This window comes from Rubripirellula obstinata (assembly GCF_001642955.1).
Taxonomy (GTDB): Bacteria; Planctomycetota; Planctomycetia; order Pirellulales; family Pirellulaceae; genus Rubripirellula; species Rubripirellula obstinata.
Genome location: NZ_LWSK01000080.1, coordinates 1 through 26071, shown reverse-complemented (window position 1 = coordinate 26071; position 26071 = coordinate 1). Strand labels below are relative to the sequence as shown.

The window sequence follows — 26071 nt, the reverse complement described above, 5'->3', positions numbered from 1 at the left end:
CGCCGTGAAGGGTTTCTAAACCGTTTAACCGCGTGGGCATCGCCCCGCGCGTCGTGCTGGCCCGAACGCGCGGGGCGATGCCCACGCGGCTAAACGAACTAACACGTTTTTTCCGGGACCAAATCTCTTCACGGCGCCCGGGCCCTACCGCATTGCCCGGTGGCCCCAAAGAGTGCCTTACGGCCAGCGGCTCACCAATGACTTCGGCGTATCGATTAAACCCAAACCTGCTTAGGCCGTTCCACGACCATTGAAAACCTACTTCGATGTCTCACGCGAACGAATGTCCGCTGATTCGTTGGTAGGCGTCGATGTATTTCGCACTGGTCTTTTTAATGATTTCAGCAGGCAACATCGGTGGATCGCTTTGTTTGTCCCAACCACACGACGACAACCATTCGCGAACAAACTGTTTATCGAACGAAGGTTGAGCTTGGCCTGGCTGATAGGTATCGGCTGCCCAGAATCTTGAACTGTCTGGGGTGAGGACTTCGTCGATCAGCACGACTTCATCGCCGACCATTCCGAATTCAAACTTGGTGTCGGCGATAAGAATGCCTTTTGATTCAGCGTGCTGGCAAGCGGCCGCGTAGATCGACAGGCTGCGGTTTCGCAAATCCAAGGCCAAGTCGCTGCCGACGTCAGCGATCATGCGACCGATCGTGACATTTTCATCGTGTCCTTCTTCGGCTTTGGTTGCCGGCGTAAAGATCGGACTCGGCAACCGGTCGCACTGCTTTAAACCGGCTGGAAGTTTGTTGCCGCAAATCTCGCCGGTATCGTTGTACTCGCGTAGGCCGCTGCCTTCCAAGTAACCACGAACGACGCATTCAAACGGAACCACGGACGCTTTTTCGGTCACCATCACGCGGCCGACCAGCGGTGCTGTGTCAATCGATGACGGCAAGTCGCTGGGAACTTCGCTGGAAATCAGGTGATGGCGAACGTCTAAAAGGTTGAACCAAAACTCGCTCATCGCCGTCAGCAATCGCCCTTTTTCTGGAATCCCAGAGGGCAAAATATAGTCGAAGGCGCTGATCCGATCGGTGCTGACAATCAACAGCCGGTCACCAAGGTCGTAGACATCACGCACCTTACCGCTGCGGCGTGGTAGCGGCAGTTGCGTGGTCAGCAACGCGCCAGCCGTATCAAACTGGTAATGGTTGTCGTTCTGGTATTGCGAATTTGGTTTAGCGTTCATGGCCGACAAGTGTGCCAAAGCGGGCTGGTCCCGACAAGTAGATCCTAACGAGACAGCGTTTTTTCGAGTGTGGCAGATCGCTTTTTCCGACATGATCAGCCGGCCGCGCGATAGCGCGCGTCCGGCTTAGATCCGGTGAGACGGAAGCTCGGCATCGGGCTGTCGGCCCGCTGGGCCTGAACGATACGGATAGTGGGACACCGGTGGCTGCGCCACCGGCATTGGGCTGTCGGCCCGCTGGGCCTGGACGACATGGATAGTGGGAAACCGGTGGCTGCGCCACCGGCATTGGGCTGTCGGCCCGCTGGGCCTGAACGATATGGATAGTGAGACACCGGTGGCTGCGCCACCGGCATTGGGCTGTCGGCCCGCTGGGCCTGAACGATATGGATAGTGGGACACCGGTGGCTGCGCCACCGGCATTGGGCTGTCGGCCCGCTGGGCCTGAACGACATGGATAGTGGGACACCGGTGGCTGCGCCACCGGCATTGGGCTGTCGGCCCGCTGGGCCTGGACGATATGGATAGTGGGACACCGGTGGCTGCGCCACCGGCATTGGGCTGTCGGCCCGCTGGGCCTGGACGACATGGATAGTGGGACACCGGTGGCTGCGCCACCGGCATTGGGCTGTCGGCCCTCTGGGCCTAGCAGAACCTGGACCGGTGGCAGAGCTTAGGACCGCCGGAACAATTAGTGGCGGGAAAATTGGTAGCGAAAGTCGCCAAGACTTTCGGTTTGTCGAACTGCCGAAACTCTTGGCGAGTTTCGCTACGCCACTTATTGTTCCGACGGTCCTTAGGCTCCTGAACTGGGCGGCCGCTTGCTTGTTGTGGGCCACTTTAATCGACGAGCTTTCATGCCGCCGGCGGAGACTTTGACGTCAATGTTGTCTCAATCTCGCAACAGGTTGAGATCACTTTGACTGCGCGTCGAGGCTGCGAGATCGGCTCAGCGATCGGTTTCACGTGTTTTACGCGGTTTTTTGGGTTTGGCACAGGCGTTGCAAAGACTAAAGCTGTTTCCCCCCTTTTCCCATTTCCAAGGACTCAGAAATGTCTCACTACAAACTTACCATCGCCATCGCCGCAGTCGCCGCAATGTCGATCCCCTCGTTGGCTGAAGCTCAGAATTTCACACAACGAGGCACTCGCACTGGTGCACTCGCCGGCGCGGTCATTGGCGGCGTGATCGGCGACCGTCGCAACAATGCGTTGGGCGGGGCCGTGATTGGCGGCTTGGTCGGCGGAGTCGCTGGCCGAGCGATTGGCAGCCAGAGAGACGCTCGCTTCTATGGCAACCAGTTCTATGGCGGCAACCGGTTCTATGGCAATCAGTTTCGCGGCCATAGCAACTTTGCTCCGCAGCGATCGTTTTACCGTGCCGGCTTTGGAGTGCCACAACCGCAATTCAATCGCGGCTTCGGTGTCAGCAACTTCGGCGGTCGCGGTTTCTATGGACGACCCAGCTACGGCGTCTACCGTCGCGGTTGCCGTTAGTTCATAAGAGCCTGAAAAGGTGACGCGAAAAGGTGACGGGGCATATTCATCGTTTTGAATAAATCCCCCGTCACCTTTTTCTATTCTGGTTGGGAAATCGTTTCGCTATTCCAAAGTAGGCCGTAGCGAGTGGAGCGAGTTACGGCGGGCGGGCGCGGGCCGCCTGTACGGGCGACCTGTACGGGCCTGCGCGTCAGTGCCGTAACTCGCTCCGCTCGCTACGGCCTACGACAAGGCCGACCACAAGGCCGACCATAAGGCCAGAAAAAACGGAATGAATCCGGTCTGCGTTAGCAGGCGCGGGCCGCTAAAATTGGCTTAGAAACCGCAGGTCGCCGCTGTACAGATCGCGGATGTCGGTGATTCCGTGGCGTCGCATGCAGAGGCGTTCGACGCCAAGACCGAATGCGAATCCGGACACTTCGTCGGGGTCGTAGCCGACGGCGGAGAAAACCGCTGGATCGACCATTCCCGCACCACCAAATTCGATCCACGCACCGTTCCAATAGAAATCGACTTCGACGCTTGGTTCGGTGAAAGGGAAAAACGACGGTCGAAAACGAATCTCGACATCATCGCCTAGGTAATTGGTCGCGAAGACTCGCAGCACCGTTTTTAAGTTCGCCATCGTGACGTGCTTATCGACGTACAGGCCTTCCATTTGATGAAACATCGGGAAGTGCGTCGCGTCGGGTGCGTCGGGACGATAAACACGGCCCAGCGAAATGATTCGGATCGGTGGAGCTTGCTTTTCCATCACACGGATTTGAACCGTGCTGGTCTGGCTGCGAAGCAACTGACTGCCTTCGGAACCGGCGGCGGCTTCGGCAGTCGATAGATAGAAATTATCGAGCGGATCGCGAGCCGGATGGTCCTCGGGAATGTTCAGCGCGACAAAGTTATGCCACGGATCTTCGACCTCGGGGCCTTCGGCGGCACTGAACCCCATCCGCCCCATGATTTCCATCAAGTGGTTGATCGTTTGCGTGATCGGATGGACGTGCCCCAGTTCCGGACGCACGCCTGGCAACGTCGGATCGAATGTGGGATCGACGCCATCGGATCCACCACCGCCTAGTCTGGCAGCGGTTTGTTCGAACGCGTCTTGAACGCTCGACTTGAACGCATTCAATCGCATTCCGGCCGCTTTGCGGTCATCTTTGTCGATGCCGCCCATCTGCTTTTGAACGTCTTTGAGAGCGCCTTTTTTGGCACCTAAAAACTGAACGCGAACCGATTCCAATGCTTCTGAATCGGCCGCATTTTCAAACGCATCCTTGGCTTCGCCTTCGAGCTTATCGAGTGTGGCGAGAAAATTGTCGAGCGACATATTCGCTAAGCAGCCTTGGCGGCGAGCGATTCCTTGACCTTGTTACAGACTTCGGTAAAGCCTGCTGCATCGGTGATCGCCATTTCGGAAAGCGTTTTACGATCCAGTTCAATTCCGGCCAATTTCAGGCCGTAAATGAATTCGCTGTACCGAAGATCATGCTGACGAGCGGCAGCGTTGATTCGGATGATCCACAGCTTGCGGAAATCGCGTTTGCGGACGCGGCGATCGCGGAACGCGTAGGCACCACTGCGAAGCAGGGTTTCTTTGACACTGCGAATCAAAGTACCACGTCCACCGCGGAAGCCCTTGGCTCGCTTGAATAGACGTTTCTTTGACTTATGTCTGGCTGAACCGGTAGTGGTACGCATCGATCAAATCCTGCAATTTCTTTTGTGTTTCCGATTCAGGCCCCGACCGAAGGCAAGCAATGCCGACGCCGAAGTTTTGCCCAACCGAAGGGATGTAATTAGCTATTAGCCTTTAGCGATTAGCTATCAGCTTTTAGCTTTGGGGGGGATCGTGTTCGGGGAAAAGCTAATGGCTAATCGCTAATAGCTAACTGCTGCTTCTCTAGCTGCTGTAGCCGTTCAGAGCGGCTTTGATGGTCGCTTCCATGCACTTGTCGACCGAAGTCGTGCCACGCAGGTTGCGACGACGCTTTGCGGAAATGGCTTGTGCCAGGTGGCTTGTACCGCTGCTGCGGTGCATTGCCTTCCCACTCGCGGACAAGCGGAACCGTTTCTTGGTTCCCTTGTGCGTCTTCATTTTCGTCTTTGCCTTGGCTTTGGTCATTTTCCTGCTCGTAGATAACTGGACAGATCCCAGCAGTCTGGGATCGTCCGTCAAGTCACTAAGTTCAATTGAATCGCGGATGTTACCGAACTAGCGTCCGCTTGGGAAGTCCTAACGGAGCAACTTGAAGGCCAAATCGGTTGCTGATTCTTCAGAAATTTCGTCAAACGCTTCCGAACCAGCATCCTGGGCCAGCAAATCGACCAGCGAATCGTCAACAACGTCGCCGCTGGGGGTGTTCTGACCAGGGGCAACTGAATCAGTGCTAACCTGTTTCGATACTTGCAGGCCTGGATCGATCGCTAGCCCCACGGGTGCGTCCAAACGATCATCCGACTGGTTTGGCAAGGCCACCGATGGCAGCGAAGTCGAAGGTGCAACCAACGTTGGTTCTTGTATTGATTCGCCTTCAAAAATCGGTGCTGGACGACCAATGTTATTGATCACCATCAATGCATCGAACGCTGTGATGTCGCCGCTGCCGTTGACGTCGAAGAAATTCGGGCCTCGATCAGCACTATCGACCGGAACCCGGTTGGAACTCGCCCGATCGAGTCGGTTGATGATCAACAACGCGTCGAACGCTTCCACGCGGCCGTTGGCATCAACGTCGGCAAAGCGGACGGGGTTTTGCATCCCGTTGGCGGTTGCGTTGACGACGACCGTGACCGGTTCGCTGACGTTGCCTTCGCTGTCCGCGACCGTGTACTGGAACGAATCGGTTCCAACGAACCCAGGGTTGGGAACATAACCAACGGTTCCATCGGAGTTTGCAGTCGCGACTCCGTTATTCGCAGCCCTGGAAATCATCAACGAAGATAAATCCAGGCTGCCAACAACAGGAACATCGTTCGCAAGCACGTTAATGGTGATTCCATCCGCTGCAACACCACCGCCGATATCGGGGCCGGTGACGGGAGCCATTGATGGTCGGATTTCGATCGTCGCTTCCACACTCTGTTGCCCCAGATCATCTGAGACCGTGTACTTGAACGAATCCGTTCCAGCAAACTGAACGAACGGCGAATAGGCGAGTTCAACGACTTGGTTTCCGTTGCCATCGTCCACCAATCGTCTGGAAACGGATCCGAACAACGGTTCTTCGGTGACGATCAACGAATTGATGTCAAGCGTTCCATCAACGTCGCTGTCGTTCGCCAATGGACGAACCAATAACGGTGCCAACGTGGACGGATTCGCTGGCAACGGTGGCGAACCGATGACGTCATCGACGACGGTCGGTGCGTCATTGATGCCTTCGATCGACATCCGAACGGTTGCCGATGGCAAAGGTGCCGACAACGTTCCATCGTTGACAAAGTAGGTGAAGCTGTCTTCGACAAATTCGCCCGGTGCAAGAGCCTGAAGCTGCGTTGCAGTGACCGGGTCATAAGTCAGTTCACCGGTCGCTGTGTTCAGGGTCACCGTCGCACCAAGTGTCGTTGTGATCGTTTGCGTCGCGTCGTCTGGGTTGTCAGCATCCAAAATCACGCTCAACGATTCGCCTGGCGCCAAGTCCGGTGCGAAGTCGTTGTCGGTCAATTGATCGCTATCAATGATGACTGCCAAGTCTTCGTCGCTGTCAAACGCGTCGTCCGCAGGTTCCGGGATATTGACGATGTTGATGACCGATAACGTAATCGTTTCGGTCGTCACGCCGTTATCACCAGCGGTCGCCAAATCGCCGTCCAGCCCACCATCGGTTAGCGTGACCGTCAATGTGGTCGTGCCAGCCCGGTCGGGCAGAAGCGAATAGGTAAAGCTGCCCGTGGTATCGGGGTCGGTGTAGTCGACCACAATGTCTTCGTTACGCACCAGCGATTGGTTGCTGCTGGTGACGGTGATCGCCAACGGCTGAGTTTCCTGAGGACCGGCGGAGATGCCTGTTAGATCGACGGGCAACACTGTGTCGTTTTCGGTCACGCTGAAGTCGTCAATCGCATCGATCGTCGGTGCATCGTTGACCTCCAAAACGTTGACGTTAATGTCAAGTGAAGTTGAGGCGTCGTCGGCGGTGTCAAAGATTCCGTCAAATCCGGCGTCAGTCACGGTTACGGTGACGACGGTGGTGCCCGATTCAAACGGCCGCGGTGTTAGCGGAATCGTCGCGACTTCATTCGGGCTGGTGTAGACCGGCGTCAACGCATCAAACGGAGATGGTGCGGACGAAGTTGCTGTGACGCGTAGCATTTGGTTTTCACCGCCACCGGCACTGATTCCAGAAATCGTCGCAACCCGGCCGACTTCGCCCTCAAGCAATGTCAAATCTTCGATCTGATCAATCGTTGGCGGATCGTTCAATGCGGCAACATTGACAGTCACTGTCCCGGTTGACGATCGAGGATCGCTTGCTCGGTTGCCATCGCCGCCCACGGTCACGCCCTGGTCGGTCGCCGAGTAAACAAAAGTGTCTTCACCGCTGAATTCAGCGGGTGGCGTGTAGCTTAGGTCGCCATTGGCCAGGAAGTTGACGATGCCGCCAGCGGTCGTTGTGATTGGCGATTGTGAATAGGTTAAAACGCCATCATTGGTTCCATCGACTTCGTCGGCTGGCCCAACCGAATCGTTTGCTGAAATGGTCGCAAACGGAATTAGCAACTGAACGTCTTCCACAGCGTCAACCGTATCGTCGCCCAATGCCGGTGCGTCGTTGACCGGCGTGACCGTGATCGCAACCGTTGCCTTGATCGACGCTGGTTCAATTGGGTAATCACCGAAGGGATTGCCGTTGAGGTCAACGCTGGGTCGTTGGTCGATGCTAATGCCGTCATCGCTAAGTGTGAACGCGAACGTGTCAGGCACGCTGACCAGGCCCGCACCCAAATCTTGGGCCGAGTTAAAATCGTCCGCCGGCGTGTACTCGACGCGAATCAAATGTCCGAACAAAGGTCCGGCTGTCGCATTGAAGAACGGGCGGAACGTTCCCGACGGCGATTCAAACGTATCGGGATCGGCCGGGTCGCCGACTTCGGCGATCGTGATCTCATTGTCATCCTTGTCAAACACTCCGCTGACAAAGAAAGTTTGGTTGGATTCGTTCTGCGGTGCCCCGAAGAACGCTGGAGCCGCATGTCCGAACGATCCTTCTGTCAACGAATTGGCGGTAATGATAAGCGGCGTCGCGGGGTCTTCGGTCGTCGTGAACACACCAGTCAGCGCTTGTGCAGCCGTTGGCTTGTTCGGCGTAAACGGTGCATCATTTTGGGGACGCACATCCAGCACGACGGTTGCCGTCGTTGTCAGCATGCTGGGGGTATTGATCTCAGCACCGCTGCCGTCCAACGAAACGTTGTTGCCGTTATCGGTGATCGAGTAAACAAACGAATCGATGCCGTAGAAATCGGGCCTTGGTGTGTAGATGAACTGAGTCGGGTCGGCTGGGTTGTACGAAACCACTCCGAAACCAGAAGTAAATACAGACACGGTCGGGTCAGGGCTGGCGAAGGCCGGATTGTCGATCAGGACAGGCATACTGAGCGTGATGTCCGTGGTGCCGTTGTTTTCGTCGATCGACGCATTGCGACCTTCGGCGTCCGCTTTGGCACCCGCAGTATCGTTTCCTAAAATCATTGCGTGATCGATCACGAATCCGCCCACGGGATCTTCCACGGCGATGATCACATCGTTGCCAGCGACAGGGGCATCGTTTCGTTCAAGCAGTTCAATCGTTGCCGTTTGAGTAATGATTTCCGGAGTCACTGACTCGGTCGCGTCGGTACCGTCGGGCAAGGTCGTTTGTCCATTGTCGGCGACGACATATTCAAACGGAACCGGTGCTGGACTGGTTCGGTTGTAATTGTCCAAACGCACGACATCAAAGATTGGATTTCCATCGACATCCAATTCACCAGAATCCACCTGGATCTCCGGTGCAAAGGTTAGCTCGGAAACTTCGGTAACCCCAGTCACGGAATCGGTTGCCACATCGACGGTCAACGTTCCGAAAGGCTCAAAGACGCCCGCGGTGACTTCGATATAGACCTCGCGTTGGACCGAGCCTTCGCTGATTGAGAACGGGTCGGTTGGATCCGTCAAATCCAAGACAGGAACCATCACTCCCGTTTCGTCCAACACGTTGATGTTGATCACCGACAGTGTTTGTTCCTGTTCGTCAAACGGGCTGATTCGAACATCCGCATCGTCCTGCGGTAACGCTCCGTCCAAAAGATCGTCAGCCGTGAACGACAGGTCTTGGTCTTCGATGCCCTGAATCACTTGCACCAATGCCGACGGCGCGTCGTTGACGGGGTTGACCGTGATCGCAACCGTCGCCAGTTCACTACGCACCGGTAAAATGGTGCCGTCAACGTTGACGTTTCCGATCACCTGATACGTGAAGGTATCGGTGCCAAAGAAATCCTCACGAGGCTGGTAAGTGAATTCGCCTGTGTCGGTCAAATTCAAGGTGCCGAACGTTGTATCGCGTGCGACGACGTAGCGAACGTTGGTGAATGCCGACGTGTCGGTCGTTAATGGTGGATATTGAAGCGGGAAGGCCGTTGTATCCAGTGGATCATTGCCGATGTTGTCTTCGTTGATCGTGTACGAAGCAGAAACGGCTTGCGGCAACGGAGCGTCGATGATGGTGACCGTGTAGTCTTCGACTTCGCCACCAATCGTCAATCCATCAGGCGTCTGGTTACCCGTACTGCTGATGCGGAACCGGGCCGCGACCTCTTTCGATCCACCGCTAGGCAAACTAACGTTCGCTGGCGTGATGATCTGAACGCGGTTGGAATCGCCGTCGATGACTGGCTGGTTGAACAACACTTGTTCGCCAACGTCATCGAAGTCGTCGTCATCGTTGAAGTCAATCCAGGCATCGACCAGGCCGTTGCCCTGAACATCCAATGCCAGGAAGACGCCGTTGGTCGCGTTTGGATTCAAGAAGTTCAGAACCTCTTCGCTTGCCGCGACCGTTCCACCCATCGAATCAAATTCGGGATCAATGAACATGCCGGCAAACGATCCGGAACCGAAGATCAGCACGCCGTCTTCGTCGTCCACGGACACGACCTGTAAGCGTTCGGTTTCGCGGACGTACTGAACCGATGTGGCCGGTGGCAAAGCACCACCGACGGACTGAGACAGATTTTCGGTGATGACTGATGCGAGTCGTTCAGCGGTACGAACGGCCAATGCACTTGCCGAGACACCAACACTGTTGGGGACCAACAGCACGGGTACGTTTGCAGGATTGGTTGGCGCGTTGCCAGCCAACACCAATTCAAAAACGCGTAGCTCACCACCACCAAGGTCGATCGTGACGGTGTCGCCCGGTCGAACCGTGGTATCGACAACCAATTCAATTCCGTCGTCGATTGTTGTGACAGTCAATCCGCCGGTGCCGTTGCCAACGACAACCAAACCAGCGTCATCTGTCCCGCCATTCAAGCGGCGACTGTTCAATTCCGAATCGATAAACGTACCGAACCTTGGGGCACCCGCTGCGATGGTGTGACGAGCGCCGTTGTCGGCGACCAAGGTTGGGAAGCTCGTATCGGCGTCACCAAAATCAAGCTGGGTTCCTGGCAACAAGATCGTGAATTGTGTTTCGCGATTGACACGGTTGGCTTGCAAGTCGTTCCCGGCCAAGTCAACGATCGCACCGACATCGGCCGACACCAAATTGGTGACTGACGCGACATTATCGACAAACACTTGTCCGCCACCGGGCGTGAACGCCGAAGCATTCAAGTCCGAATTGGAGATCGCAGCGATCAGTGAGCCTGCCGTCGATTCCGCACTGAAATCTGCGGTTGGAAGGTACGGTACAGCAACTGAACCATCCGCCACGCCTGCTCGGCTGGCAACTTCGACGGTTGTCGAAACCACTTCGGCGTCCACATCAGGATCAAAGGTGATGGAAGCCAGATCGCCGTTTAGCGAGACGGCAGTATCAAAACCAAAGTCGCCGTTGCGAAGTAGGTTGGCAAGTTTTACTGACAACGATTCCGCATTGTCGGCGGGATCGATCGCGATTACATCGGTGGTGGCGGGATCGAGGTCGCCATCAATATCGAATTCAATTTGAATGGTCGGACCACTGGTGAAACGAATGATGTCGCCATCGTTGGCAACATCATTGAACCGAAACGCCAACCCGCCATCGAATTCAAATTCAACCTCGGTGCCATCGTTGTCGATGATGCTGAACGTTTCGCCATCATCGATTTGGTCGCCAGATTGCAATTGCAATCCAGTGCGATCGCGATTGCTGAGCGTGATTTCGTAGGCGGAACCAGGCGTCCAGATGCCGCTAGTCGGAGTCAAGATGATCGTATTGTCGGTTGCTGAATAAGCAAACGTGTAATCCACACCTGACGCCAAGACGCGGCCGTCCTGAGTCACGGTGATGCGATCGGGACCGACGGTTGAATCATCAATCCCGGCACCGCGAATGTCTTCTAGGCGGATCACGAATTCATCCAACGTGCCGCTGGATAGTTGAACGATCGTCGGCAATCCGTCTTGGTCTGCACCCAACGCATCGTTGTCTAGCGGCGTGATCAAACGAGCTGATGGTCCAACGCGATCGACTCGGTCGAACGCACCGATATCGATGAAGACGCTGCTGCCCACACCACCGCCGGTCGCTGGGTCGCCATCGTCGGCACGTGTGAAACCGGTAATGTCGGTCGCGGGTGCCAAGATCGGCGATTCAGCGATCCCGAGTGATCCACGAAGTGTTCGCAAACCTAGACGATCCCCCTGAGCCGCGTTTCCGTTGTCGATCAACTGCGAACCGATCGATGGGTAGAAATTGTCACCGGTTCGATCGACGAACACTTGATCGCCACCAGCGATTTGGGGAACACCGCCAAGTCCGACACCAAAGACGTTAGTGCCATTGTCTCCGTAAAGAGTGTTGAAAATCTCCGCCGCGTTGACGGAATTGTCAGCAAAGATTCCGACGGTGTTGCCAACAACTGCGTTATTTAGCAGCGTCGGGGCAGCCCCCGTCGATATGGCAATTCCGAATCCATTGTCGACGATCGTATTGTTGATCACGCGAACAAATGGAGCGGCAGCGGGAAGGTTTCCATTGCTAGTGTCGCCCGACACTCGAATTCCGCCACCGGTGTTATTGAACAGCACGTTGTTACGCAAAACCGGGCCCGGCACCAAGTTTTGCGGGTTAGGCGTCGGGAACGCTCGCGTAGCGCCTGGCAGCGGTTGGGTTGCGCCGATGTCCAACGGAGTGTCGGCTTGGTTGGCGCGTTCAAAAGTGGACTCAATTCCGAAGCTGGATGAGCTTGAGATGAACGTGTTTTCGATGATGATCTGGCCTTGATCGCGGAACCGATTCTCATCGCCGGTCGCGGTGCCCGCGTTTTCAAACTCTGTCCCAAACACGAAGCTGAAAAGCGTTGGAATCGCGGGAGCAAAATCGAGTCCACCGGTGAGGTCGGAAGACACCAAACCCGAAAGTAAGAAGGTGTCCGAGGTTCCAACGCCAGTCGTTGTTGAGCCATCAGGCGAGAACGCAGTGATGTCCAAAATTGATTGGGCCGCTGGTGAATTAATTGCATCACGAACCACCGTCGCAATTTCGATCGACGTCATGTCGCTGGTGAACGAGACCGGAATCGCTCCCGTTGCCACGCCACTGCCGACTCCATCATCCAGGTTGTCAAATTCGAATCGAGCGATGTCGTTTCCATCGGACAAAGTGATCACTGCACCGTCCGAAATATCCGCACCATTGGTCCGGACGAAATCGAAGGACAGACCGCGACCAATGATGTCGTTGGTATCGAAGTTTCGAATTCGTTCAGAGTCAGTACCGCCAATGGGAGCGACCGTATCAACCGACAAACGAACCTCTAGCTGGAATGCACCTTGATCGGGCAAGTCAGTGACCCTGCCACCGATATTGATCTCTTGTTCATGCAGCGGATTGAGCGACAATTGGTTGCCGGGGGTGGCATCGTGAACCAGTTCGCCACGTTCGGCAAAACCGATAATCAAATCGTCTAAGTAGAAACCTTCGCTTGTGTTGTTCGACGCACGACGGCCGGAAGTCCGAAGCGAATCAGCCAACGAGTTACCAAATCCGGTTTCATTAAGCTCGGGATAGACACCGCTGTCCAAGCCCGGGTGAGGCGTCGCGACGGGCAACCCCGTGATCGCATCCACGAAAAGTCCCGTCAACGGATTATCGGTATCCGGTTCTGCAGCCGGGATAATGTTGGTTGGATTCTGGAAATACCCGAGCGAACCTGGATCGTTGATCGTGAAGCCAAACAGACGCACTGATTGACGAGCCAACGGGAACTGGTTCAGGTTTGCAACTGCATCGTCAGCGGTAAATTCGTCTGCGATCGCCATTTGCATGGCAAGCTGAACGTCTGTGGCAACGTCATTGATTCCAATCGGAATCCGAACCGAAGATGGGTCCACGCCAAATGCGTCGACAACGGCCACTCCACCCGAAATCAACGAGACTTCGGTCGGCGTCAAGGCATTCTCCGATGCAGCGACGGTCATCGTGAATCCGGCGGCAAGCAAGGCTTGGCCGATCGCGACACCGACTTCACCACTGGTATCGGTGGCGTTGAAGAAGACCGAGTTGATGTCGGTGTCTCGCAAGACAATCGTCACCGGCAGTGGGGCCGGAACGGGTGGCAGATCCGGGTCGGCGGGAACCACTGGGGGAAGTGTGACGGTGATTGTGTCACCATCGACAAGTCCCGCGCCATCGACGGCGCGGAAGGAAGTGGTAAGCAAGACATTGTCACTCGCGACCGCCGAAATCAGTGTCCCATCGGCATCGGATAATTCCACCCGATTCGCATCACCGAGATCCACCGAGGCCGACAGTTCGACTGTTGCATCGATTGCCGCTGCGGTTGCTGCTGCGATCGTGGCCGCGTCATCGCCAACGGTGAACGGAATCAAAATCTCTGTTCCAGGTTGGAACACGAGCGTTTGATCTCCGGCACCCGATGACAGTGTGATTTCCTCACCACCGACTGGCACTGCGTTAAGCAAGAAGCCGCCCAGGTTTACCGTCGTGGTTTCAGCATCCAAGAACACTGGATTTCCGTCGCCATCGACAACGGTAATGGAAGAAGCCGAAACAGCGTTCGCGGTTGCCGTAAATCCGGCTGCATTGATCGCGTCTGATACGGCGGTTGCGACGGCACCAGCACCGCTGGCTGGGTCGTAGACGATGTCGGTATCCAGCAACGGATCGGGGGCGACATCGCGGAATGTAAAGGTCGTCGGACCGGCGACCGAGTTCAGGGTAAAGGTGTCTCCATTGGCAATCGACGCTCCATCGCCCAGCGTCAACACATCGGTCAACAAAACACCAGTGGGATCGACCAACTGGAAATCATCCACTGCTGGATCGCTGATCACAACGGTTGTTCCATCACCTGTGCCGATCGTGGCGGCACCAGGAATCTGCAAGTTGATCGCATCGACCAGATCCGAGACCGCGTCTGCATCCGTGCCGGCTGGATCAAACACCACGTTCAGATTAGCGGTGTCAGTGTAACGGAACACAATCGGTGCCCCGCCAAGCGATGGCGTCAACGTCAACAAGTCGCCTTCGCTGAGCTGCGCCGCGTCAGAAACGCTAATCAGACTTTGCACTGCACTGAGATTATTTGACGCCAAGGCGACCTGAACCGAGTTTCCGTCAGCATCAACAAAGCCAAACACGCTTGCGTCAACGAGATCAACTTCGGCCAACAAATCGCCAGCGACAAACCCGCCTACCAAATTGGCGGCGACCGTTTCGGCGTCATCAACGGTGTCGGCGATGGTTGCACCATCGAACTCGACCGCCAGAACATCGTTGTCACGGAAAACGAATGTCGTTGTTTCCAAAGAAACTGAATCAGTAATTTCCAGCGTGTCGCCTTCGATCAAATCGGTCCCGGGGACCGGAGTGATGATGGTTCCATCGGTCAAATCCGCGACGGAACTGGCGATCGTGGTGTCGTTTCCAACAGCCGTCGTCACTGCCAACGCATCGGACGCCGTAATTTGGATGCGAGAGGTGTTGGATGAATCGATGACTGATGTGTAGCCAGCGTTTTCCAGCACCGTTGCAGCGCTTGCAGCGACCGCGCCCGCCGTATCGGTGGCTTCGTAGGGAATGTCGGTGCTGCTTGCGAACACCAACGTGATCGGATCGATTTCAGGATCGGCCACGGTCAGGGTCAACGTATCGCCAGAGGCAAGCGATGCCCCGTCGATCAGTTCCACCCGAACACCATCAATGATTGCCGCGTTGTTTGACGCCACCGTGACAACGTTCCCGTCGGCATCGGTGATATCAAGGAATTCCGGATCGACAGCGTCGGGCGTCACGGTCAAACCGGCTGCTTCGATTGCCGCAACCAATTCAACGCCGACATCCGCAGCGGTATCCAGTGCATCGAACGAAACCGGGCTTGAACCGTCTAGTTGCAAGAACGTAAACGTCGTCGGAGCCGCGCCGTTGGTTGGGGCAAGCGTGAACGAATCACCATTGGTGATCGACGAACCGGCCGCCGTACGCAGCACCAAACCGAAATCAAATTCAAACGTCGTCGTCGTTGCTCCGCCAAAGGTTCCCGCAAGGTCGTCTTCGGTGATCATGAACGATCGATTCGGTTCAGCACCGGCAATTCCTTCCAGCAGCACTCGAGCGTCAACGGCTCGTAATTCGGCAACGTTGCGTTCGGATTCGCCAGCCGAGTTGAACTCGATACGAATTCGAACGTCATTGTCTCCGGCCCACGGTTGCAACGGCACTCGTGCTTGTCGCCACTGGGCCGCGTCAAACAATTCGCGCGTTTGATAGGCTTCACCTTCACCGTTTTCATCCTGAGTGTACCTTGATTCACCGCGATCGAATTCGTCAAAGTTTCCGCCACCGGTGTCCGCCAGCGTCCCTGCATTCCGCGAATTATTCGTTGCGACTAACGTCCAGGTTTGACGTTCTTCGCTGGCGACAAAAACGCGAACGCTGTCACGGCTTTGACCACCGTTGATGTTGCCTTCGGCGTCTTCGGTGTCGAGGAAGTAGTTGAAGTACAATGTTGGTTCATCGTCCGCACCGTAATCGGCTAGGTCGAAGCCAAAGCTTTCGATGTTGCCGTGAGCACCACCGGCAAAGTCGTAGCTGGGACGCCTGTTGTTGGGCATGTTGGGGATCGGTTTCAGGGCGCGATCGCTCGCAAACTGACCTTCCCAGTCGCCGAGCTGAGTATTGTCGTCTGGACCGCCAGGTAGCTCGTATCCAAAGAACAGACTCGTTTGTCCGGCTTCGGCGTCCATTCGCGTTTGGTCATGAGTCGCTGGTGCGCCGTGGCCAGCATCGCCGCCGCGTTCTACGGTTCGGTGGAACAGGTTGACATCCAGATTACTGAACGCAATTCCGACGGGGTCTACAGCTTGGGTTTGTTGCTGCGACAAACCGCGTTGCAACAACGGTTGCAGAACGCCGCTGGTGTCAAACACGTACATTTGACCGGCGTCGTCGGTCGCAAACAGGAAATTGGAAAGCGGCAAACCACTCGTTGGGTCCGTGATGTTTCTTGGACCAGCATCCAGCGACGTGAAGACGACGGGTTGATCGGTAACCGGGTCGATGATCGTCGCCACCGGGGCACCGATCAAGTTTTCAGGAAGGTTACGATTACTAGCAGGGGTATTGCCTGCGCCTGGATTGTTGGTGTTGTGCGTGATCCCGGCAATTGAAATCAATTCGCCGAGCGTTGTCACGGCGAAAAGTGTTCCATCCACATCCGCGATCCCGGTGACGATCGCACCTGGGCTGGTTTCAATTCGACCGATTTCGATCTGAGCGGTACCGGCACCTTGGGCTCGGGAATCACCTTGACGTTCTTGACCACCGGGCGCGGCGCTGATCGCTGCACCGGTTTCAGGGTTCAATCGCCATAGGAAGTTGGTCGCTGGGGTGTCGGGAACTAAACCGTTGACGTTTCCGTTGGCTCCACCGACCGTTACCGACGTGTAGGTGTCCCTGCCATTACCCAACGAACTGACGCCAAACAGTGCAAGGTTCTGCCTGTTCGCTCCGCTGACTTGATAGGTCAACGCCGACATCACATGCCCGTTGCCGATTCGTCCGCCTGCCACAGATTGTTGGCGACCGACTGCGTTGTTGCCATTGTTGACGAAGCCTTCAAACGTAAGCAGCCCCGTGTTGCCGACCGATTCGACGGTTTGACCGTCCTCGTTGAGTCGGAAGAAGTTCCCGGCATTGGCATCGTTCACGTTTTCTGTATTACGAGTTCCGGCCGAAGATGCGTAAACAAATCCATCGGGACTTTGAGCAATATCACCCAGCGGATTTTGGTCCGTTGTGTACAACGCATCACGGACACCGACTTGCGGATCAATCGATCCGACTCGCGCCGAATTGTTAGGACGCGAACCTTCGATCACGAACAGGGTGACGTCACCGAGCGAGAACGGAATCGCGTTCTCTTCGCCTTGCAACACCACTTGTACGGGTGAATTGCCCAAAAAACCCGTCGTATCGACGGTGTTGCGTGGAATGTCGTCGTTGTCACCACCAGGTCCGTCAAAGCGGTCTTCGGCAATTCGTGCGATATTGCCAAGCGGTTCCAAACGGATGTTCGGATTCGTTGGCGAAGGGATCAGCGATTGAAGCAATTGGGTTGGAACTTGAGCGTTACCGGTGACAACGACTTCATAGTCTCCGGCCAACAATTCCATCGATCCAAGAAAACCATCGCGGCTGCCGACGCTGCCGCGAGACAGGTCATCCAGGTCGCTGCCTGATTCGGTTGTGTCGCGACGGTCCGAGGAAATGTTGCTGTCGTTGGCGACCGCGATCAACGTCCGAGTGTTTGCCTCAACATCGCGGCTGTACAGCAAGATCGTCGTGTCGGGGCGTCCCAATCCGTCGGCGTAGTCAATGTCAAAGGTGGTCGCGATGTAGTCGCCTGGTTCGGTAATGCCCGAGGCGGTTGTCGTGCCAGTCTGCAATCCGGCGCGACTGATGCTGAACTGATAAGTCCGCTCGTCAATGGCATCCTCCAATTCTCCGGCAATGCTGATCACGGCACGTTCGGTAGTAGCCAAACTTCCAAGGTCTACCGTGGCGTCATTTCCGTTGTCACGGAGTTCACCGACCAGCGGTGAATGAGCAGGTCCGCCTTCCAGGTTGATGCCGGTTGATGCGTAGCGGATGTCGGCGTAGCGAACGGTGGAACCGGCGAATTCATCAAGTTCACGCAGTCGAACCTGCAGTTCATAGATTCCGAAACTGCCGTTTGCACCGGAGACGCGAACGAAATACTGTTCCGCACTACCCGCAGCACCTGGCAACTGGACTCGCATCCCGGCGTCAAGCGTGTTGAGCGTGTAGAGGTCCCGGTAGGCATCGTTGATCGAGTGGCGGGGCGTTAACGGATCTTGCGAAAGTGTCAGTCCACCAATCGAACCTGGATTGGAAATCGCTCCGTCGGCGATTTCTTCAGTGCTGTTGTCGCTGGCCGCCAAAACATTGCCGGATGCGTCAATAATCTCGATCACGCTGTCGAGCGTTTCATCGGTGCGATCGATGTCCAACCAGACCGTGGTCCCCGCGGTCCCGACGAACGAATAGACGTCTTGATCACCAGGGAACTGAATCGCGCCATCGACAACAAATCCCAATCGCAGATTCTCGTCACTGGATTTTTCGCCGCTTGCTAAACGGCCAAGCGATTGAGCACGATCAGGATTTGAATTTGGATCGCCTTCGGCACCGCCACTGGATTCATTTTCCACGATCGCGGCGACGTTGCGGTCATTGGCGAAATGCGAAATCAACAAGCCTTCGTAATCACCAGCGATGGGATCGCTGTCGCCACCGGTATTGGTCAGCGACAAGCCGTCGGGCGTCAGTCCCGCACCGACGCTATCATCGTGAATCGACGTCAACACGACGGGGAACCCAGGCTGCCCCAACACCTGCAAGGTGCCTCCGATACGGTCTTCGATTTCAAGCGGCGCACCGTCCGCCTGTAGACTGCCATCAGTGGTATCAAACTTGACGACCAACGATTCGCCGCCGCGGGATCGCAGTTGCAAACCGCCAAAGGTGTGCAAGTTTGGATCGACGATCGATCCGCTGACAACGTGCGTGATGTCAGTGTCATCAAAGACAACACCAGTCGCAACGATTTCGGGTCGAATGTGCAGACCAGCGGTGTAGGTGATTCCTTCGGCAAGCCGGTTGCCGCGAATCAACGGCCCAACGTTGATGGGATGTTCGACCAGATCGATGTCGCCAGTTTGACGGCCTAGGTCGTTCAGTGGTGTGTCGGTCAACGCGTTGGTGTTGATGTCGATCGCAGCGGTACTGTTGCCACCGGCACTGACCGTGCCGACAAAAGTGTTTTCGACGATGATCGGCTGCGCACCCGCGACGTAAATCACTGCAGACGAATTTTCAAGCCTGGTTCCGCGGTTGCGGTTGTTGTTCGATTCGGAATCGCCACCGGCATTCGATTCAAACAACGTGTGCGCAATCCGCGCATCGGCTTGGCGGATTTCAATGGCATTGAAACTGGCCGTGGTTTGTTCAACCGTTGACGTACCACCAGCGTACGCGATCACAGCCTGATCGATCGAAAGCGATGCGTCGGGTCTTGCGTAGATACCGGCCCATTGTCCAGGAGCACCGGAGGTTTCGCCGTTGCCGGTCGTGTCAAACGTGCCGCCCGCACCGTAGCGGTCATCCGATCGCGATGTGAAGACAACGGGACGAACGTCAGTTCCTTCGGCAATCAAGTCAGCACCAAAACCTAGTTCGATACGAACATCATCGCTCTTAATCGTCACGCCGGGATCGACTTGCAATCGAGCGTCCAGACGTGTTCGAACCGCTTCGGGGGACAACGTTAACGGTGCCGTTCCAATATCGGCCGAGGAATCGACGTGCGTGGTGTCGCTACGATCCAGTTCCGCGACCAAGCCGACGCTACCATTGGGATTGACACGGTACAATCGTCGGCTGCTGAAGTCGCCCGTCGCGACAGGCAGGCCATTGAGCTGCACCGATTGTCCATCCACAACCGTGACGCTGGTCGTCGGCAATGATGGCGGCGTCTCGAAACCGTTGTCGTCAACAAAACTGATGTGGTACTGATAGCTGCCGGCAGCCAATCCGCTGACACCCGCAACGGAAACTGCTGATAAATTCGTCAGAACTGGCGCGGTCGCGGGCGACTGGGTCATCGCACCGGCGGGGTTACCCCGAATGAGAAGATTGTCGCCGAGCACGTGAACAATTTCAGTGTCATCAAACCTCGCTGAAACCAACAATTCCTCAGGCGTACTTCCCGCCGCCGTATCGATTCGGATCAGCAGTCCGTTGACCGAATTATCGACCATGTGCTGACCATAAATCACTGGGCCGACACGGTCGTAATCAGGAACGAACGATGCATCACGCTGCGAACGCAATCCGGTGAAGCGTGTTTCTTCAAAACTAGCCGGGTCAGCGGAGACCGCCGCGCCAGAGTTCCTGGTGATTCGGTTGCCGATCAAGGTTGGTCTTGCCGAATCCAATCGAATCGGATCGACCGCGACCAGTTGTCCGTTGATCGGAACCACTGCACCGCCGTAACGGATATCGGTCTGGAAAATGTTGTTCAGGAACAGCCCTTCGCGTTCAGCGTCGAAGCGTCCTTCGGCGCGGTCAATGCCGCTGCGAATGTCGATCCCGCCGTAATCGCCCGGCGAAGGCGCCAGGCCTAGGTTTCCGTCTTCCAATCCGATCGATGTGTCATTGTGACTGGTGATAAAGACTGGCAAGTGCGGAACCCCGAGAACTTGCAGCGATCCGCCCGACGCGTCCACGCCTCCGGGAACACTGCCCACGGCGATGCGGCTGTTGAACATTTTCAGGATCGCACCAGCATCAATGACAACATTGACACCGGCTGGCACGATCAGGTTTCGACCGTCGTCAAGCGTCGTGTTGATCGAATCGATACGCCCGATTTCGTAAGCAAAGTTGTCCGCGGCGGCTGAGAAATTATCCTGTTCCAACCCGATGATTCCGTCGGCACCGGCGTTGCCAACAATCCGAACGGTTTGCCCGGGTGTTGCCGCTGCGATCGCTTGATCGATCTCATTAAACGGCGTTAGAGCTGATCCGGCGGTGCCCGCTGGTGGGTCGGCTGCGCTTGCATCGACGTAAAGGGTGTCGCTTTCAGCGGCTACTCGGAAGAAGTAATTGAACGCGCCGCCGGGTGTTCCGTCGGCGTCGCCATCGAAGGCCGTTCCGGCTGCGTCGCGGATTGTTGAGGTCTCAGTTTCGCGGAACGAAACGCGCAGGTCATAACTGCCCTCGGAATCTCCGCCTGTCCCGCTGCCGGGCTGCTGAGGATCGTAGTCTTGGTTTCCGTTGGCGGTAACGCCAATCAAATAGTCACCAGAACCAAGTTCCAGTCGGAGCGCAGAATCGGTGCCGAACGAATCGTTATTGGCCGCGATTCGTGTGATCGTTCCCCCATCGTCACGGAACAATGCGATATGCGTATCCAGCAGACTGCCGCCGGTCGTCCGCTGGGCAAACGCTTCGATGTCAATCGTCCCACCAACACCATCGGGCACATTGAACCGATACATATCGACGTCGCGATTGTCCGGTCGGTGGATCACATTGGCGTGTAACCGATCAATGACGCCGGGGAAGTTTGTTTCAGTGTCGCGTGGGAAGAAGTCGGCTCCGCCCATCACGGTTGATGGTTGCAATTCGTAAGCGTGACCAAGTCCGATCGCATGCCCAATTTCGTGAAGCGCTGTGATAAAGAACGACTGTCCAAGTCCGGTCGAAGGACCATACCCGTCGAACCAAGTTTCAGCCGCGTCCATCGTCACTTGCGCCGGGCCGCCCAATCCGATCGTTCCACCGGGTTCACTGACGCTGCCGACGGCCGCGAAATCGCCAACCACAAAGGTCGTGTTCGGACTGCTTCCGTCCGGTGGAACGGCCGAATCAGTTTCGACAAACTGAATTCCGGTACGGCGTCCCCACAACGCAAATGATTCACGAGCACGTTGCATTTGTTGCGGGTTGATCGACGTAAAGTACTCAACACCATCGGTGACCAAAAACGGTCGGTTCAATGCGAAGTTGTAATAGTGCGTTGTCAGCCGCCCTGTTTCGTCGATAGCGTTGAGGTGCCTTTCCTCTGCGATATTTCGATGGCCGGGTTCCAGCGGACTGGCACCTGGGAAATCAAAAGGCAATCCGTCACTGACAATCTCGCCCGATGCAATCACGGTGGTTCCGCCAGCGAAGTTCAAGACTTCGGCCGTGGACGCGAGTTCGCCGATGTCGGCTAATTCAGATTGAGTTGCAATGTCGTCGGGATCGCCAGCGACGGTGACGGGTTCGCTGCTGCCAATTTTAAGCCGGTACGCTCCGCCGCCTGTCAAATCGTCTAAGTCATCCAGGAACGTCAATTCAACGCGATTGACTCGCACCTGAACATCGATCGTCGCACCGGGATTAACGGGATCGGGAACCGTTTGCGTTTCAAATTCGACCGCGCGAACCGAGATTGGCAAATGCAACTGGTCGTCGGTATTTTCAACCGAATCCTCGGTGCGAATCAGTTGATAAAAAGCGGGATTTACCAGCGAATCGGTGCCGGGATCGGCGGGATCGAAACTGGCAAATAGATCGTTGTCGTCGAAGTAAACATGAATCGTTTCTCGCTGCGGAGTCAGGACGCCCGCGCTGTTTCGTGTGACGGGTTGAGGGACGACCGAGATCACTCGCGCGCCGAGTTCCAATTCAAAATCAATCGCATCACGATCGGTTCCGTTGACGCGCGGAACAAAAAGCCCGCCATCACTTTCGCGAAGCGCCGTAACGCCCTCGGATTCAATGTCAGCCCCAAACACCTCAATGCGATAGCGGCTGTCGGCAAGTGGTTCGGCGAACCGAGCCACAATGGTTTGTTCGTTCTCACCAAATCCGATCCAACCCGGTGTGATCACCACATCGTCAGGCGTTCCACGCAATTGGTCTGCACCTGCACCGCTAATGCGAATGCCGCCGGCGAGTGATGCTTCGTCGATCGCCGAATCCGAAGTGAACCGCAGCGTCAGTTCCGACGGTGAAGTCTGCAACACATTGACGTCATCGGGGCTGAATAGATCTTCCGCACTTGGATTGACGCTGATCAAACGCAAGTCACCAGATTGCGGATCGAACCCGAAAGGTCGCCCGACGCGAAGAGCCAAGTCGTAAAGCTGAGTGTCGCCAGCGCCGAAAACTTCGACGAAATAGGTGCCCGCTGTCGCCAATTCGACTTCCGGCAGACTTTCGGGGCTGCCCAATCCAGTGTTGTTGATCGCCTGCAGCACGTTGCCGTCCGCGTCCAGCACTCGAATCCCAAGATCGCTTTCGGCCGCACGATTGACCAAGGTGGACGCCGGGTCACCGAACTGGCCCTCTTCTAAATACTCAGTACCGGTCGGCTGCACGCTGCCTGAAATGAAGGTTGGAATCGCCACATCGAATCGGAAAACGTCAACGTCCAGGTTGTTGCTGATCGACAGATCCGTGAACTCGGCGACTTCGTTTCGAAGCGGCCCCAGGTCAAACGGTTGGTCGATCGAGTTATTGGACTCCAACCGATCGCCGTACAATGCATGCGCGTTGTAGAGGTCGTCTTCTTGAGGACCGTAGAACCCAAGGTTGATAATAGGCTCCATCAACTTGGTGCCGTTGACGGGAACGACGTGCAAAAATCCTAGACCGTGCCCGACTTCGTGTGCCAGCACATTGTGCAGTCCTGTGTTTCGGCCCGTTGGTCCGTCGGAGTTTCTTGCGTAAAAAGTGTCCGAGGTATCAACGACCATGTCGCCGTCTGCACCACCGTTACCGCCATTGGAGGGAATGTAATTGAAGGCCAACACGTTGCCTGGTCCGTCAATGGCCCGTCCGCTGACTCGCATGTCGCCGCGGACGCCTAGAACACCGACACTGGGGCCCGCGGCCATCGGTGCACCATCGTCGAACGGTTCGTATTGAAATGACAATCCAGTCGTGTCAGCCCAAGAATCGTAAACACGCTCGAACAATTCAAACCACGGTTTGTTGGCGATCACATCGATCGCAGCACCGCCGTAAATGTTGTCCAAGAACCCGACCAGATTGCTGGTCCCTTCGACTCCACCGGTTTGAGGATCAATGATGTCGGTGCCGTCGGGAACGATACTCCACGTCAACCCAATCGGGTCACCTTCGTCGGGCGAGGTTCCCAGCGCTGACGTGCGCCAGCGGGTGCCCGACAGAATCGGTTGCGGGCCGTCTAAATCGTGATGCCCAGCCTGATTGGCGTGTGCCTTGGCTTCCCATGCATCGATGATCGACTGAGGCGTCCCCTCGGCGAACAATCCGTGGGGCACGATATCCGCGTTTAGGATTTCAGCGGCCAACAATTCGCGGCGTTCGAGTGTTTCGACCTTGCTCTGTCGATCCATCGAAATCTTTGAGCTGCGAAGTGTTTTTCGCTTTCGTTTTGGCGATGAATTATCGGTGGTGTGATTCTGTGAAAAACGATCAGACTTCTTGCTGAGTCGGAAAAACGCCATGAGTCGACAATTCAATGAAGAAAGGTAATGAGAAAAAGTCCGGCCTAAAAATCGGCAAAAACTCGCTGATTAGACCAGCTTAGAGGGTACTTCGCCGCCGCAAAAATTCAAAGAGAACGCACGATTGCAGGGAAAAATGCGACAAATGGAACTTAGGACGATGCCTTTGACGGCAAAGTTCCGATCCTGAACCGCATTTCTGATGGCCGATCCAGGATTTGCGACCTAGATTTCCTTACAATCCGCTTTCTTAACGCTGCCAGAGCCCAAAATGTCTTCCGAAGAATTTATCGATCACTACGAAATTCTCGAAATAAGCCCCAACGCTAGCTCCACGACTGTCGAGCGAGTTTTTCGCTTTCTGGCCAAGAAGCATCATCCGGACGTCTCGGACCAAAATGACGTTGTCTATTTCACTCAGTTAGTCGAAGCCTTTGACACACTGCGGGACCCCCAGCGGCGGGCCGCCTTTGACGCACGTTACGAACAACAGAAACAGTCCAACGCTGAATTGAAAGAGACCGCCAGCAATTCTAGCGATGACACGATCCAGCGATTCGAGCTGCTGTCATTGCTGTACGCCCAGCGAAAACGCAATTTCAAGCAGCCCGGGATCGGGATCGGAACGATCGAAACGCTAGTCAAGTTCCCAGCCGAGACGGTCAATTTCCATCTCTGGTACTTCCGCGAAAAAGGCTGGGTCGGCCGCGAAGAAAGTGGTCAGTTTTCGATCACCGCCGGCGGAATCGATCAGGTCGATTCGATGAACATCGCTCAGGCTTCGGAGAACTTACGTCTGGGACATCGACCAGAAAGACTAGCGGCGGTTTAGGCGTCAGCTGGGCCGCTAAAAGTTTGGGGTTGCAGCAGTTGTCGTTTGCGCAGGTTTCATTCTCATCGCGATGGTGACTGCTTCCGCCGGGCTTGCCCCGGACGGAGCGGCAACTGAGAGCTACCTAACCGCAGATGTTCTTCGAGAGGGTACTTTCACGTAGGCCTCCGTTGCGGGCTTGTCCCGGCGGAGCTAACGACTTGGCTACCCCCATCGCGATCGAGAGCGCGATCGAGCGAAATTCGTTGATCCCGCCGGGACAAGCCCGCAACGGAAATCGATCGAGTTGCCTCCGACGATTCGAATGGCCGCATTGGACTGAAAGCGGAACAAATTTTGAATTTCAAAATACTATGTCAATACCAAAGATTTAGCAGTTTAGGCGTCAGCTTGAATGCTCGTACTCGGCGATCATGTCTTTCACGGTCATCGGCGTAAACTCGATCCCGTCGTAAATGTCGCTCATTGCCATGCATGCAACGATGCGAAACAATTACCTGCAATATCATTGTGGCGAAGGATTGAACCCGACATTGCCCGAATCCAGCCGTCTTTATATTCGCTCTTGGTGGCCGCCTTCTCCTCGGCCGCCAGATACTCTTCAACAGTGACGAATCCGGGTTGTTCTGCTGCGCTCATCGTTACCACCAGGGTTCTGTGCGTTGACCGGACTTCTCGATTTTCAGGGGCTGACCCAACGCCGTGAAGGGTTTCTAAATCGTTTAACCGCGTGGGCATCGCCCCGCGCGTCCATGCGGGGCGTAACGCGCGGGGCGATGCCCACGCGGCTAAACGAACTAATCCGTGTTTTACTGGACCA

Annotated in this window: 8 protein-coding genes; 2 read left to right on the top strand and 6 right to left on the bottom strand. The window is 55.8% G+C overall.

The genetic code is table 11. The annotated features are described in order from the left end of the window. Positions 1-271: 271 nt before the first annotated feature. Positions 272-1201 (bottom strand): phosphoribosylaminoimidazolesuccinocarboxamide synthase, encoded by a 930-nt coding sequence (locus tag RC85_RS17710; protein WP_068265236.1) that lies wholly within the window; start codon positions 1199-1201, stop codon positions 272-274. 1053 nt (positions 1202-2254) lie between these two features. On the opposite strand from RC85_RS17710, the gene RC85_RS17705 reads away from it, so the two are divergent. Then, entirely contained in the window at positions 2255-2698 is a 444-nt protein-coding gene (locus RC85_RS17705; RefSeq protein ID WP_068265234.1) for a YMGG-like glycine zipper-containing protein, read from the top strand. A gap of 307 nt (positions 2699-3005) precedes the next feature. Here the strand turns inward: RC85_RS17705 and pheS are convergent, their stop codons facing one another. The 4 genes from pheS to RC85_RS17685 form a co-directional block, all read right to left on the bottom strand. Beyond that, on the bottom strand, positions 3006-4028 hold the full coding sequence (gene pheS / locus RC85_RS17700; protein WP_068265232.1) for a phenylalanine--tRNA ligase subunit alpha: 1023 nt from the start codon (positions 4026-4028) through the stop codon (positions 3006-3008). Positions 4029-4033: 5 nt separating this feature from the next. After that, a complete protein-coding gene (gene rplT / locus RC85_RS17695) occupies positions 4034-4399 on the bottom strand; it encodes a 50S ribosomal protein L20 (RefSeq protein WP_068265230.1) in 366 nt (121 codons plus the stop codon). A 202-nt stretch (positions 4400-4601) separates the two neighbouring features. Next, positions 4602-4823, bottom strand: a complete 222-nt coding sequence (rpmI, locus tag RC85_RS17690) for a 50S ribosomal protein L35 (protein WP_068265226.1) — start codon at positions 4821-4823, stop codon at positions 4602-4604. A gap of 111 nt (positions 4824-4934) precedes the next feature. Beyond that, on the bottom strand, positions 4935-24419 hold the full coding sequence (locus RC85_RS17685) for a tandem-95 repeat protein (protein WP_068265225.1): 19485 nt from the start codon (positions 24417-24419) through the stop codon (positions 4935-4937). A gap of 271 nt (positions 24420-24690) precedes the next feature. Here RC85_RS17685 and RC85_RS17680 point away from each other — a divergent pair, with 271 nt between their 5' ends. Next, positions 24691-25251: a J domain-containing protein gene (locus RC85_RS17680; RefSeq protein WP_068265223.1), complete on the top strand. Its 561-nt coding sequence runs from the start codon at positions 24691-24693 to the stop codon at positions 25249-25251. Between the two features lie 462 nt (positions 25252-25713). Here RC85_RS17680 and RC85_RS26945 read toward each other — a convergent pair whose 3' ends face one another. Next, positions 25714-25890, bottom strand: a complete 177-nt coding sequence (locus tag RC85_RS26945; protein ID WP_157593958.1) for a PDDEXK family nuclease — start codon at positions 25888-25890, stop codon at positions 25714-25716. Between the last annotated feature and the right edge of the window lie 181 nt (positions 25891-26071).